This is a genomic window from Pedobacter hiemivivus (assembly GCF_004331685.1).
Taxonomy (GTDB): domain Bacteria; phylum Bacteroidota; class Bacteroidia; order Sphingobacteriales; family Sphingobacteriaceae; genus Pedobacter; species Pedobacter hiemivivus.
This window is the reverse complement of sequence record NZ_SJSM01000002.1, coordinates 239,036-252,921: the sequence shown is the minus strand read 5'-3', so window position 1 is coordinate 252,921 and position 13,886 is coordinate 239,036. Positions and strand designations below refer to the sequence as shown.

Below are 13,886 nucleotides of genomic sequence, written 5' to 3'. Positions count from 1 at the left end.
GGCCAAAATAGCGCAGCGCGTCAGGTTTCAAAGGATAATTTTTCATATCTTTGATAAGGTTTGAGTTGATAGTAAAACGGTTCTACAAAATTGTTTTGTCCCATGGGACAGGTTGACTCAAACTATTGCCGGATAGTGTTCGAAGCATTATTCGGCTTTGTTTTATAATCACCCTCTGAGGATTGTTATTCCTTTTGCTGTAAGTTTTTTTTCATTTCGTCAGTTTAGTTTTTTCGGTTAGCTTTTATTGAGTTTTTATCCTCAAGCTGGCTTCGCCGGTTGATTGTTTACATTCTGTTAATTAGCCGAAAGCATCTTTTACATTCAAGAGCGTTAACAGGTATGAAGTGAGGTTGGTTAGTCCTCAATGATTATCTATTTACTTACAAACACTTTTCTGCCTTGTAGTTTAAATTTCACTGTCCCTGCAAATTCTATTGTCTTCAATATTCTAGACACATTGTCATACCGTGAAAACGACCCGTCAAACGTTCTGTTCTTCAAATCCTCGGTAGCATATACTACTTCTATATCGTACCATCTTTCAACCTTACGCATGATAGAAGACAAAGGTTCGTTGGAACAAATAAATTCGCCATTTTTCCAGTCTACTGAAGAATTTGCATCTACCTCTTTAACATTTACGCCCGAACTACCTCTAAGAATTGCTTGCTGGTTAGGCTTAAGAATTACATCATTAACCTTTACACTTCCTTCGAGCAGGGTAGTTTTAATACCCCCTTCATCCTTATACGCATTTACATTAAAATGTGTACCCAGCACTTCTACTTTTTGTCCCTGGCTTTCTACAATAAACGGATGAACTTTATCTTTTGCCACCTCGAAATAAGCTTCGCCGGTAAGCTTTACAACTCTTTGAGCTTTGTTCCTATAATCCGATAAAAATTCCAATTTACTATCTGCATTTAACCAAACCTCGGTACCATCCTGCAAAATAAATTGATAGGTTCCTCCACGTGGGGTTGTAGCGATTACCATAGTGACTTTTCCATTGCGAGATCCTGAACCAGATTCAGGATGATGATTATCTACTACACTACCGTCACTATAGGTAAGTTTATCGTTATTAATAATTACCCCGCTCTTGGCAGCACTTAGGGTTATCATCTTACCCTGGTTATTAATTGTCAATGTTGCAGCGTTTTTTCCCGGGGCGATGTCGTTTTTAAACGCCACATCATCCTGAACTTGTTTCAAGATCTCATTGTTGCCATTATTATAAAAATATATTCCTGCACTGATAACAATTGCTGCTACCGCAGCAGCTATGCCAATGCCAGACCATAAACGACGCAGTTTCGGTGAGGCGTTAACATCAATGCTCCTAACCTGTTCTTCTAATTTCGCATAAACAGCATCAAGTGTTTCTTTATCGGCACCATCATAATTGAAATCCATTTTTTCCAGTTCAAACCCTTTCATCATGTAGTTCAATAACTCCTGCTCCGACTCCGTATTGAAATAGCTCATTAACATGCGCACTTCCTCAGGCGAACATTCGTTCCTGTAGTACTTTTCTAAAATATTGTAAACTTGACGATCCACTATTATCCTGTTTTAGGGGTATGACGCTTCCCAAACAAAAATCATCTGCTCTGCTTTAAAATTATTTTAACAAAAACTCAGATACCAACTCAATATACTGATTTACAGAACATTAAATATTCATCAAGATCAATGATGCAGCGATACTGATCATCGCATTGTGGCCAGTTCCGCCCATAGCCATACGAATGGCCTTTGTAGCTTTTACAATATGGTCGTTAATGGTGGAATTAGAAATACCTAGCAATTGGCTTACCTCGTCGTAGCTTTTACCTTCTATTTTACAAAGCGTAAATATTCTTTTTCGCTGAGGGGGAAGTTCATCTATTGCCTTTTGAAACAGACTTTGATTTTCCTTAGATATGTATAAGTCTTCAACCGTGTTGTACATTTCAGACGCAGCATTTATCAGGTGTTCCATAAGTTTTTTATCCCTTGATGCCTTTCTGAAGAAATCTCTAACCATATTTTCAGAGATCTTATACAAATAAGCCTGAAATGAAATCTCAACATTTAACGCTTCCCGCTTTTCCCAAACTTTAAAGAATACTTCCTGGAGTAATTCCTTTGCTAGCTCATCATCCTTTGTCAGACGTTTCAAATTGCTATAAATTCTGGTGCTGTAAATTTTGTATAGTTCAGAAAACGAACGTTCATCGCTGTTCTTTAATAAGGCAGTCAGTTCCAAAATAGATAATGTACTGTAAGCAGCCATGATTATATTCCTCTAATAAATTTACTCATTTTTTTGTAAACTTCGACAAGACCAAACAAAAACCTCTGGTCGAAATATTGAAAATCAAACATTTAGACACAATAAATGAACATACGTTTGTTTTACCATTCAAATTCGCTGAAAATCAATGTTAATATTATTTAAAGTGATATTGTTAAAGTCATAAATTAATAAGCTTAAAAAAGAAAACGGAGATGACCTAGATCAACCCCGCTTAAATTAACGCTCTCGAGGGCTAAGTTATATTTATTTTATACAAGCCACCAATAATTGGGATGAATTTATTTTCCTGCATACAAATGACACCTATTCCGAATCACCAAATTCCAGATACAACTGCTTGTGTTTTTTAAATACAACCAGCTCATCAGTTCCCAAAATCAGCGCTTTCGAAGTAATTCTTTAAGAGATTTTTCAAATCCAATATTGTGCTCATTTTTCAAAATCCATTTAATTATTGAATACCAATTCTCTCTTCCAGTATAATTAAGACCAAGCCACGTAAGGGCTGAAGCGAAATTAAAGCAATTAAATAACCGGGACACAGAAGATCTGGATATTGAAAGTCTGGCAGATTTAGCCACTAAAAACCTGCAAAAACTATCTCAATTTTATTCAGATGCCGATTCTGATATTAAAAAACTAATTACAAGAATCAAACTAGGATCAATCCAAAAAGTTGTAATAACCTGAATATCAGAAATATGAATAAAAAAAAGAGGGAATCTCATTGCTGAAATTCCCTCATTCTGTGGTGCTCCCCTTCGAACTGAACTCAAAAAAATTTATTGATGATTTAAGAAAAATTGCAAGGATTAGCGAGTTGGTTACCCAGGAACCCCTTAGTAGAGACTTTTCGTTAAAATACAAGCGAACCTGGAAAAAGAAAAAAGGATAAAAATAGGCTCTCAAGTGAAATTTGGCCGATAATGGTTTCATACAAGCACTAAACAACTCAATTCAAATGGTGCATTGCAGTCTCTAGTAGGGTGTTTTTTATGTGTACAAAAATCACATTTATCTCTACTAGAGATATGCAAAAAAATGAGTTTATCTCTAGTAGAGTAATTTGAAGTTTAAAACGCTTCAAATTTAAACCAGAAATACATATCTACTCTATGATTTCGTCAGCTAGGCTGAAATACCAATATCATTTTTGTCAAATTGGGTAATGTGCTGCTTCTTGGACAGTTTATTTGAAAGTGTATCCAAAAATTTATCCATTGCTCTACCTGGGAGGATTTGCTCCGGAATGACCCCTAAGTTATTTGGAATTTCAAAATCCAGTAAAATCACCTCTCTTAAATATAATCCTGGTAAATTAATAGCATATTGATTAGTGGAACAAACTACACACTTTTGTTGGACCGGTCGCTGGGGTTTCAGGTATTTCAAAATATCCTGTCTTTCCTCGTGCCGCTCCATCTCATATTTAATGTAGCTAAGCACATAGATTACAGATTTACCACCATTGGATCCAATAAACTGGTAACTGGAAAGGCCATCTAATTGCTGAAATTTATGCGTAGCGAAAAACAAAGCTACATCCAGCGATTCAGTCAAATCCAGTACCGGAGAGAGTAAACCATAATGTTGTAGTAAAGTGGTCATGGTGGTAGCTAAATTATAATTTAATCCCATCGCCAAATCCATTCTGAACTTACCAAATTCCCTCAGTAACTCGTCTGAAGATTCTGCCATCTCAGACATCGTGTAAATACTTTCCCCGGCATCAAGCTGTGCCTGATGCCGGGCTTCTATTTCAGCTAAATCAAAGGCCCCATACATAATATTCGACCATTCCATTAACGTCAATGTTTGAAATCCTTCCAGCGACTGTGGATTCTGCTCGAACATCCTTCGCCACAATGAAGGTAAAAGTGACACTTCTCCGTAGCCCGGAATGGTTAAAAATGGATTATTAATTTCCCTTGAAATGAAGTGATTTTGATTTTGCCCACGAAAAACCAACTCTTTTGTTCCTTTTAAATCCTCGATTGAAGCGTATAATTCTTTCAGAGATTTCACTTTTCTCACTTTCACACTGGAGCTCGCCTCAGTCTCGAAGATCTTACTTGCATAGTTTACAGGAAATCTAGTTTGTAAGTCGAAAGAATTGATTGCTCCTCCATAAAACCGATCTATGAGCACCTCGGATCCAAGTAAGCATATGTATCCAGACTTAATCAACTTCCATGCGTTCTCGATCGAAATGCCATTTTTTAATAATAGATCAAGGGTATGCGCGAAATCCGAAGAATCGTAATTATCCCACTTATAATCTGGCTCATAATACTTCCAATATTCCATAAAATGCTAATCAAAGTGTTTATTAACTTGAGGCAAGATAAATATTAAACGGAAAAAACAAGAAGCTTTTAAATTATAGAAATCTCCGTTTTAGCCTCTTTAACAGCTCTCCAAGATTCACTGAAATCCCATTACTCTCAAACTTGCCCACAGTAACTATTCCTGGAATAACATCTTCTTCCTTATCCTTCTGTTCAAGAATTTGTTTATACTGGTAATTCGATAATTGCAAAGTTTCAATCGTAGCATCCTTCATCTGCATACTGGATTTAGCTAGCATTAGCTGCGACTGCAAATGCATTACGTTGGATTGAAGCTGCATAACCGCAATATCCCTGGTGCCAGACTCCATATCAGAAAAATCCTCTGAAGCTGCATTTAAATACGCCTCCAGCGCCTCTTTAACCAGTTGCAAAGAAGTTTCTCTATCTTCTGGCACCACCTTAAAAAGTACCGCCCCAGCATGATTGCCCGTAACCTCAACTCCTGCTGATATTCCCAAATCTGCCAAAAACTGGGCAAAGTAAATTAAATACTGTGTACATGCCACTTTAACCTTATCCGGAAAACGAAAATAACTCCATAGTGAATGTGCGTCTAATTTCAGAAGGTTGTAATGCGTCGCCTTCAATATTTCGGTAAACTCAGCAACCAGATCATCATAAATCCCATCTAGCCTTTCTCCCGGATCAAAACTCCAGACCACACCACAACCATTGCTGACGAAATTATCATCTTGCTGATATTTCGTCTTATCGGAAGCCTTCAGTTCCAGTACCGCTGCTAGCGCCTTCGCAAATTCATTTATGGTAAACGGTCGTTTCCAGTCTTCGGATTCCAATCCAATCTTAATGTAAACAGAACCGGCAGCCATCCCAATGAAAGAACGACAAACAAAATCTACATCGCAGGGATACTCCCAGTCTGTCACCCTAAAAATAAATGAGTCAAGGAATTCGCCCAGTTCCGCAAAAGAATGTTTAAGCAGAGAATCAAAAACCTCAGTCGGCACAACATTCAGTGTATATTTTCCTGAGTATTTATTCAAATAACAGGAAGAAAGAACATCCTTAATCCCGTTTATCACAACACAATCAAAGGATTTGTCGGAATTTGGTATTTCTAAAGAACCAGGTTCGAAAGTAAACATAAGCGTTTTTTATTTTCGCTAAGAAAGACAAATCAGACCGAACAACCAAACGATTCGTCAGGCAAAGGCGTGACCTGAAAACAAGGGCTGAATGCGGCATATTCAAATGTATCAGCAATTATCCAATAAGCAAAATATCAGGAAACGTCTATAATTTCTGTTTAATAAATTTCAGTCACTATCTAGTAAGTGCAGGGCCCTAATGCCCCCAAATATTCAGCGTCTTTGCATTATAAATATTGACTTTACATTTAAATCTTGATCTTATATTTTCAATGTGGTGCAAACCGTCATCTGAATAAACACCGATATATATACTAAATAGTTTTCCCCCACTCTTCTTACCATAATGAGCAGCCTTATTGATTGCATCTATCAAATGTGTATCATACTCACCAAAGTTGAAACCAAAGGTTACCAATGATCCTTCAATACAAGTCAATTTATCATAGCAATGGGACAGATATTTATTATGCATGATATGAGTTAACTTTTGTCTTCCATCACCTGCAGTCACAAATATTGGATACTCTTTTTTTTCCATACGAGCTTTGATGTTATCAAGAAGATAATGTTGCGTGGTATAAGTTTCTTTAATCACATCTACACCATTATCGAAAAATGGAAGTGCCCCATGCAGGTAATATACAGTTTGCGAGTCTTTATATTTACCCCACCGGAGTTCCGAATACTCCCTGGATTCGTCAGGTATAAATTCATCACCATCGTTTTCTAAATCTCTTCCAAATCCATCTATTGCTACAGCTGATTTATTCCTGAGTAATACCCAATAAGGCAACAAGTCATAATTTGTAGAAAATACAAACCCACCGTTTTCTAGGTAGCTTTGAAGGAAGGAGAAACAGTGCTTACATTTTTCCTCAGGAATAGTAAATACGTGTTCTGGATGGAGTGCTTTAACTGCATCGATCAGACTCGTTTTCAGTTTATCACTGGCACCTTCGATCTTCGAGACCAGGTCTGGGTCCGAGCTAAATATTTTTGCGATCTCGGCAAAACTATCCAGCTGTTGCATTATTAGCTCAAAATTTTTGGTATTCAGACTTGCAAATAGCTGATTAAGAAGTTCATCATCAATTTTTTCGATAAAATCACTTAGCGCATTGTATGAAAAAATTCCGGAATTGTATGACATGCTAAATCCATTACCAAATAGTAGGTGCTTAGTTCTGTTTTTACCATGTAAGTAGGTTACCACATCTTGGTAACTCATTAAATCATTTATACTCATACTTTTTGAAACAATGGGCAAAAGCTTTCACCTTTGCCCTAATTGAACTAGATTATTTACGAGTAGACAACAAAATATCAGAAATAATGACTCTTAGCTTTTCTTTAAGGTCATAATCGATATCCAATTCTTCAGCTTTTCCACACATATCAAGAAGCTTAGCAAAGCTTTCGATTTCATTTGCAATTGCTAATCTGAAAATATCCCTCAACTGATGGGCATCTTTAAATGCACTTCTAGGATTCGATAATTTTAACAGTATACGCTGACGCAATTCCTCTGCCGACTTCATTTTCTTCACTTCCTGCAAGTCCTTGATGAACTCATCTGTATTGTTCAACAGTGCATTGAATTCTCTCAACTTTGCCAAAACTGTGAGTGGTGTTGAAGAATGGGACAAGACAAGTTTTGTTTTTTGAACCTCATCGCTTGGCGGGAAAATGTATACACCATTAAATAACGAGCCACCAACTTTTATCACTTTACTATAGTTGAGAGATCCTTGCCCGAGATCATTGGTCGTAATGACCATTGCAGAACTAACCTTTCCAAATTCACCTGCATCCTTAAGATTTTTATCAGCAACAATGATTTCAAGTTTAGATTCTGAAATTGCAGCGCTTGAAATAACATAAGCATTCCCTTCATTGGCGATCATATCCTTATGAAAGGATAGCATGGACACCACAAAAGTAAAATCAATCCCATACTCAAAATACCGATCTACCGAAGTAATTCCCCTTAAAAAGAGTTCCTCTTTATTTTGCACCAGGCGGTAACTCTTGTATTTCTTGAATTTCTTATTCGTTTCAGCTAAATCCTTAAAGTAATTAATGTTATAATCCGCTAATTCACCAAGGTTATCTTTGTACAACCTGTTTGCAAACTTTGCCATATCATATTCATCAAAAAATGTATTCTTTGAGTCATAGATAGCTATGCAATCCAGATTTCCCTTAACTTCATCAATCTCAACATATTCATTCAGATTGAAAATCAAGGCTTTTTCACCTACGTCTTCTATGTATGTTTTACTCTCAGCAATACTAATGTCCTTGTTGTAGGCGAAGACGGAAAAACGCCTGAAGTGTTCGTTCAAAAATTTTATCCTTTTGTAGATCACATCAATGTGATCGATTACAATAACATCATCTTTGATCTGGTCAAGTTGATACTGTTTCCAGACCTCTTCCCTATAAGGATGATCATTTAGTAATTCAAATAATTTAGAAACTTTTAATTTTCCTGTGCTTACCTCATCGTGTAAGCTGATTCTTTTTTGTATAAATCTATCTGCCATTTTATGGTATTCCGATTTTCCGAACTGCAAAGGCAATCCAGTTGAACACCAATCTTCTGTTTTTGATTGGTGTTGCATGTGACATTTGACAGCTCTCACGGGCTGCCGTTAATTCTACCGGCATTGATTATCCGGCTTTTAGGGCACATAACAACGGAACAATGAAATTTTACTTGCATAAAGTATAACTTTTTATACTTTTGTGCGTTATAAACGAGAATTGAGAATCTCAAATCCATTCGTTCTGTTGTCAACTGTGCGAATGACATAGTATTGCGGCTCAGGAGCTACCACACACCTGAGCCCTTTAACTATTTCATTTTATCTTGCATTCTAAACTAAATTTTCTTTTATTATTACCACATCTTATTCAAAATGTGGTTACTGGATACCTCCTTCCTTTTTTTATTTTTTTAAAAATTATGACTTCATGAATTAATCTAATCTATAAGACGCCACCATCGTTTCTACCCTTGCCAAAATATCCTTAACGGGTTCTTCCAATTCTTTACCCATTTTAATGATCTCATTGGGGTATTCTTTTTTTAGAACCGTCATTAAAGCATAATAGGTCGGTTTAAGAATCTCTTGAAGATTGCGATATCCATGAAAAATATTTAGTACCGTTTGATATTGTTTTCTTGACAACAGCAGAAGTAACACATCGTTTAAAACACTTCGCTCCCTTTCACTGTCCTTGAGTTGCTCTTTACTTAGCACATTTAACAGATCCACCTCTACAGCACCATATTTACCATCCCAAACATTTAAAAAGACTTGAACGATATCCCAAATAAAACGCTGTTCAAATAGTCTAGCATCGTTTAAAAGTTTCAATACTTTCTTTCTATCCCTGAGCACATCTTTATAATAAATCAAGCAAACAGTTAAAGTCAAATCCACATATATTGGCTCATAGTTCTGAACGTCATTTCGAAAATATTCTACTCTAGCTTTATGAAAGAAAGTTCCATGGTTTTTTTCCTTAATTCCACTCGATTTTTCATTGTGCAGTTGAATAATACCTTCATAAAAATATAAATCGGGATCGTTAGAAATCACCTCTTTTGCTTTTATCAATATATCATTTGCTTCAACTAGATACATTTTATCCTCATCTTTCACAAATAAGTAGAAGTCGATCAATTTTTTATACAGAAACAATTCAGGCCGTTTATTTATACCTTCTACCAAACATTGTTCAGCTTCATCTAACCTATCTAAATAAATTAAAAACTCAGAATAATTGAGATATGCATTTGGTGCATCCTCAGCGAAATTCAGAATAGCTAGCTTATAGTATTTTTCAGCATTTATGGCATCTTTAAGCCCGTTATATGCATCGGCTTTAAGCATGAAGATTCTCCCCTCTTCAGTAATTTCATGATCGAGCAACAACTTCAAACTTTTAGCAGGTTCGTCAAGAATCATGTAAATAATAGCTAAAGTAACAACGTCCTCATGTTCTTCAGGTGCAAGGCTCTCTATGATACTTAAAACAGGAGGGTAATCCTTAAGCAAAACAAAACACCAAGCATATATCAAACTCTCATGAACAGATCTGTCAGTGATTTCCCCAAGTAAACGAACTGCATCTTCATATTCCTTTTTTGAATAATGGTGAAAGGCGAGATTGGACTTTCTTTTACGCGGGTTTTGTAAAACATCTTGATTTTTATCAGCAAGAATCGCCGTGGTTTCATCATAAATCATCTTTTGTTTTTCTAAATTCAGTTTATCTGAGTTAATCAAAGCTTCCGCAATAAGTAAAGCAGATCTTTCATGATACTTCCCAGAACGAATTTTTTTAAGATGTATATGAAGAAATGCTGTCAGTTCATCTTCGTCTTCGTACCATAATTCTAAAAATTTAGTTAACCACACTACACGTACCCGATCTTTACGATCTCCATTTCGCATCAGGTACCAAATGTTAAAAAAACGTTCCTTTAACTGATAAAGATGATTCTTTGTCCCCGTCTTCTTCTTCTCAATCACATTGTTTTTTTCAAGTTGCTGCAATTGAGCAGAAACCAATTTTGTAGCTAAGGGTTTACCATCATCACGAATGTTGTCTGCGATTTCCTTCGCACTTACAGCATCCCATCTCTTCGCAATTACATCAACGATCCTTCTTTGTTGCACTGGTAGATCTTCAATACGGTGCTTGTAAAGTGGGGTGACACGATCTAGAATAATTTCCAAATCTTTCAATGCTGTTCCGTTTTGGTCATCTAAAAGAACCTGATAAAGCATCATCAATGTACGGATTACACCTCCGGTTAAAATCGCTAATGTTTCAATTTTAGCTTTATTCTTACTCAAGTCGACTTTATGCTCACAATTTTCTTGTAACTGTGAAATCAATTCAAAGGTCTCTTCTTTATTTAGCCCCTGGAGATAAATAACTTTAAACGAGTTGTAAAATGGCTCGGCATAATTATTTGAATCGTTCAAAATGATAGCTGAAGCGCCTATAATACTTAAATCACCGTAATGTTCTAAGATGTATTTCAATTTGTTTTTCTCAGCATCTCTGAGGTTATCCAAAAAAAGCTGTCCAAAATTATCAAAGAATAAAATTATCTTTTGTCCACGAGAACGCAAAATGCCAATTAAATATTCAAAGCATTTATCCTCATAGTCATCATACTCCATAAAGGACTCCGTATGCTCATAGTGTATATTATCTGTTTCCCAAACTTCATCTAAATGCTCTAATAATTTTTCCCACAATCTTGAAAGAGTTGTCAGGTCATACATTTCCTCATTGAAGAATATAGGGATAAGCCATTTATTTAGCCTATCTGTATTTTCTACCTCATACTTCAATCGAAGCAATAAAGTTGTCTTACCCATCCCTCTTTGCCCCTGTATAAGGTAGTGATTACATGGTGTATCAATAGTACGTGAGGATATATCATCAAAAATAGTCTCAAATACTTTAGTCCTAACAACAAAACTTGATATCAGATCAACCTTATTAAGGCTACCTGGATTGTACAATGTCTGAATACTCATATTCCATTTTAGTTATCTATCGCCTCCCTATATTTGACAATAGATTTTTTGTCAAAAATATAACAAAATTCTTATTGTCACAAGTTAACAGTAAAAATTTTGTTAAAGTCCAAAAAAATGCAGCTGACTCCAATCTATTGGTCTATCCACATCCTGGCATTATAGACAGGAATCTTCGTTTAATTCTAGTTATATGACGGAGCTTTGCAAAAACGGCTTATCTTTCATTCCACTAACTGGATCGAGTGTCAATGAAAAAATATGAAATGATCTAGAAAAATGAGTAGCGGATCAAAAGCGATCTTAAATTTAATCAAATTGATATTGTCCCAAAGGATCATAATATGTATCATTCTTTTGCCTAAGCTTGCATTGCCATGCAAGCTTAGGCAAAAGAATAACAAATTAGATTCCAAAAGCATTCTCTATTTTTCAATGCTTTTAACCCCACAATTATAGCTAGATTGTAATATTAGCGTAATTAAAACCACACTTTGATACTTGGAACATAAAGAATTGTGTTAAAACTTTATCATGCATACCGCAACGTTATACATTCGTGTAAGTACTGATGAGCAGGCACAAAAAGGATACTCACAGCAAAGCCAAAGAGAACGTTTAGAAAAGTTCTGCTTCACTAATAAAATTCAAATCCTACAGGTCGTATATGAAGATCATTCAGCAAAAACCTTCAATAGACCTGAGTGGTCAAAATTATTCTTGAGCTTAAACCGTAGTAGGGCAAACAGACCAGATTTTATTTTATTTTCCAGATGGGATAGATTCAGTAGGAATGCTGCTGATGCATATTCCATGATTGAAAGGCTAAAAAAGATGAACATTGAAACGAAAGCCATTGATCAACCTCTTAACCTGGCTATTCCAGAAAATAAAATAATGCTCGCTATTTACCTGGCAACATCCGAAGTAGAAAATGACAGGCGAAGTTTGAATGTCAGGCAAGGTATGCATAAAGCAAAGCAAGAGGGACGATATATGTGTCATGCACCGATAGGATATATAAATATCACCTTAATCGATGGAAAAAAATGTATAATACCCAAAGAGCCAGAGGCGACCTTTATCAAGAACATTTTTATCGAATTGGCCAACGGATATCATTCCACACGTTTTATTTATAACGAAGCAATAGAAAACGGATTTAAATGTAGCTTAAATAATTTCTGGCTGATGATTCGAAATCCTATTTATTATGGTAAGATCGTAGTTCCAGCATACGAACAAGAAAATCGGTATTTAGTTAATGGCTTACATGAAAAATTAATATCCGAAGATGTCTTTAAACAAGTTCAACAGGTATTAAATAACAATGCAAAACCACAACGCAGAACTAAAACTAATAATCAACTACAATTACGAGGTCTATTAACATGCCCGCTATGTTTTAAGAACCTAACAGGCAGTGCCTCGAAGGGTAGAAATACGTACTACCATTACTACCACTGTACAAATGGTTGCAAATTCCGGGTTAGAGCCGATTCTATGGATGAATTGGTACTAAAAGAGTTAAAACAGTTAATTCCTGGAGAATTCTATTTATCTCTTTTTCATATGGTCTTACAACGTGTTTATAACAAACATTTCGGCGAAGCTTCAAATACACAATCTCAAATCTTTAAAAGTATAGAAAGGACATTTGAAAGGCTAAATAAGGCTAAAGAACTTTTGCTAACAGGTGAAATAGACAATGACGACTACTTCGCAATAAAAGCCGATTGTGAGTACAAAATCAATTGTATAGGAACTAGTTTGAACAACGCAGCGTTTATGATTTCAAAAGCTGAAAAAATAATAGCTGAAGCTATGCACAAATTCTCAAATATCTCTTTAACCTACCAACAATTTGAAACTACATACAAAAGAAAAATAATCGACCTCTTAACCGACAAACGGATACTTTGCGATGATAAGAACTTTCATATCCTTTTCACAGATGCAGTCAAATTCATTTACAATTTAGAGCATGAAAATTCGGATACTATTACTGAAATCCAAGCAATTTCCGATTCAAATTCAGTAGAAGAATTTATTTATTCGAAAGAATCTGAGGAAATAATAAAGTTTGAAAGCAATAATAACCGAAGTATTGAGTCTAGAAATGCACAAAATATTATATTTTTCCTAGAGAGCTTTGTAGAACTGGTCATTCATAGCTAAAAAATGAATTACTTTACTGGGGATAAAAATTTCTAAAATCAGTGTCTAATCGCCCGCTATTAACTGTTTTTTATTAAACCGACAATTTTACTCTACTAGGGATATCTTGCTTTGGTTCGACTCTCTTTAACTCACCCTTCCGGATATCGAACCCTTTTGTAGAATTTTGATTAAAAAAAATAAATCAAACAGCTATATATCAGCACATTAAACAAAACAACACTTAAAAATATATAAAAATACTAAGATTTTAAATGTCAAAAATCAGCCAATCCAAAAAAAATGTAATAATCTGAATACCAGATATATGAATAAAAAAAAGAGGGAATTTCATTGCTGAAATTCCCTCTTTCCGTGGTGCCCTTTACTGGAC

Annotated in this window: 8 protein-coding genes; 1 reads left to right on the top strand and 7 read right to left on the bottom strand. The window is 35.5% G+C overall.

Features of this window, described 5'->3' with window-relative positions; genetic code table 11:
- Nucleotides 1-375: 375 nt before the first annotated feature.
- From EZ444_RS04320 to EZ444_RS04290, 7 genes are all read right to left on the bottom strand, one after another.
- Complete coding sequence (locus EZ444_RS04320) at nt 376-1,566, bottom strand: FecR family protein (RefSeq protein WP_131607498.1); 1,191 nt, start codon at nt 1,564-1,566, stop codon at nt 376-378.
- Nucleotides 1,567-1,678: 112 nt separating this feature from the next.
- Nucleotides 1,679-2,281, bottom strand: coding sequence for an RNA polymerase sigma factor (locus tag EZ444_RS04315; RefSeq protein ID WP_131607497.1), 603 nt, complete (start codon nt 2,279-2,281; stop codon nt 1,679-1,681).
- A 1,152-nt stretch (nt 2,282-3,433) separates the two neighbouring features.
- The gene (locus EZ444_RS04310) at nt 3,434-4,612 is read right to left on the bottom strand and encodes an FRG domain-containing protein (RefSeq protein WP_131607496.1); all 1,179 of its coding nucleotides are present in this window, start codon (nt 4,610-4,612) and stop codon (nt 3,434-3,436) included.
- Nucleotides 4,613-4,685: 73 nt separating this feature from the next.
- A complete protein-coding gene (locus EZ444_RS04305) occupies nt 4,686-5,762 on the bottom strand; it encodes a hypothetical protein (protein WP_131607495.1) in 1,077 nt (358 codons plus the stop codon).
- 199 nt (nt 5,763-5,961) lie between these two features.
- Nucleotides 5,962-6,996 (bottom strand): DUF4917 family protein, encoded by a 1,035-nt coding sequence (locus EZ444_RS04300; RefSeq protein WP_205945209.1) that lies wholly within the window; start codon nt 6,994-6,996, stop codon nt 5,962-5,964.
- Nucleotides 6,997-7,066: 70 nt separating this feature from the next.
- Nucleotides 7,067-8,392: a hypothetical protein gene (locus EZ444_RS04295; protein WP_131607493.1), complete on the bottom strand. Its 1,326-nt coding sequence runs from the start codon at nt 8,390-8,392 to the stop codon at nt 7,067-7,069.
- A 357-nt stretch (nt 8,393-8,749) separates the two neighbouring features.
- Complete coding sequence (locus EZ444_RS04290) at nt 8,750-11,335, bottom strand: winged-helix domain-containing protein (RefSeq protein ID WP_131607492.1); 2,586 nt, start codon at nt 11,333-11,335, stop codon at nt 8,750-8,752.
- A gap of 534 nt (nt 11,336-11,869) precedes the next feature.
- Between EZ444_RS04290 and EZ444_RS04285 the strand changes: the two genes are divergently transcribed.
- Nucleotides 11,870-13,513 (top strand): recombinase family protein, encoded by a 1,644-nt coding sequence (locus tag EZ444_RS04285; protein WP_131607491.1) that lies wholly within the window; start codon nt 11,870-11,872, stop codon nt 13,511-13,513.
- The last annotated feature ends 373 nt before the right edge of the window (nt 13,514-13,886 follow it).

Coding starts and splice junctions, on each gene's coding strand:
- EZ444_RS04315 (WP_131607497.1), bottom strand. CDS start 2,281: ATGGCTGCTTACAGTACATTATCTATTTTGGAACTGACTGCCTTATTA.
- EZ444_RS04310 (WP_131607496.1), bottom strand. CDS start 4,612: ATGGAATATTGGAAGTATTATGAGCCAGATTATAAGTGGGATAATTAC.
- EZ444_RS04305 (WP_131607495.1), bottom strand. CDS start 5,762: ATGTTTACTTTCGAACCTGGTTCTTTAGAAATACCAAATTCCGACAAA.
- EZ444_RS04300 (WP_205945209.1), bottom strand. CDS start 6,996: ATGAGTTACCAAGATGTGGTAACCTACTTACATGGTAAAAACAGAACT.
- EZ444_RS04295 (WP_131607493.1), bottom strand. CDS start 8,392: ATGCAACACCAATCAAAAACAGAAGATTGGTGTTCAACTGGATTGCCT.
- EZ444_RS04290 (WP_131607492.1), bottom strand. CDS start 11,335: ATGAGTATTCAGACATTGTACAATCCAGGTAGCCTTAATAAGGTTGAT.
- EZ444_RS04285 (WP_131607491.1), top strand. CDS start 11,870: ATGCATACCGCAACGTTATACATTCGTGTAAGTACTGATGAGCAGGCA.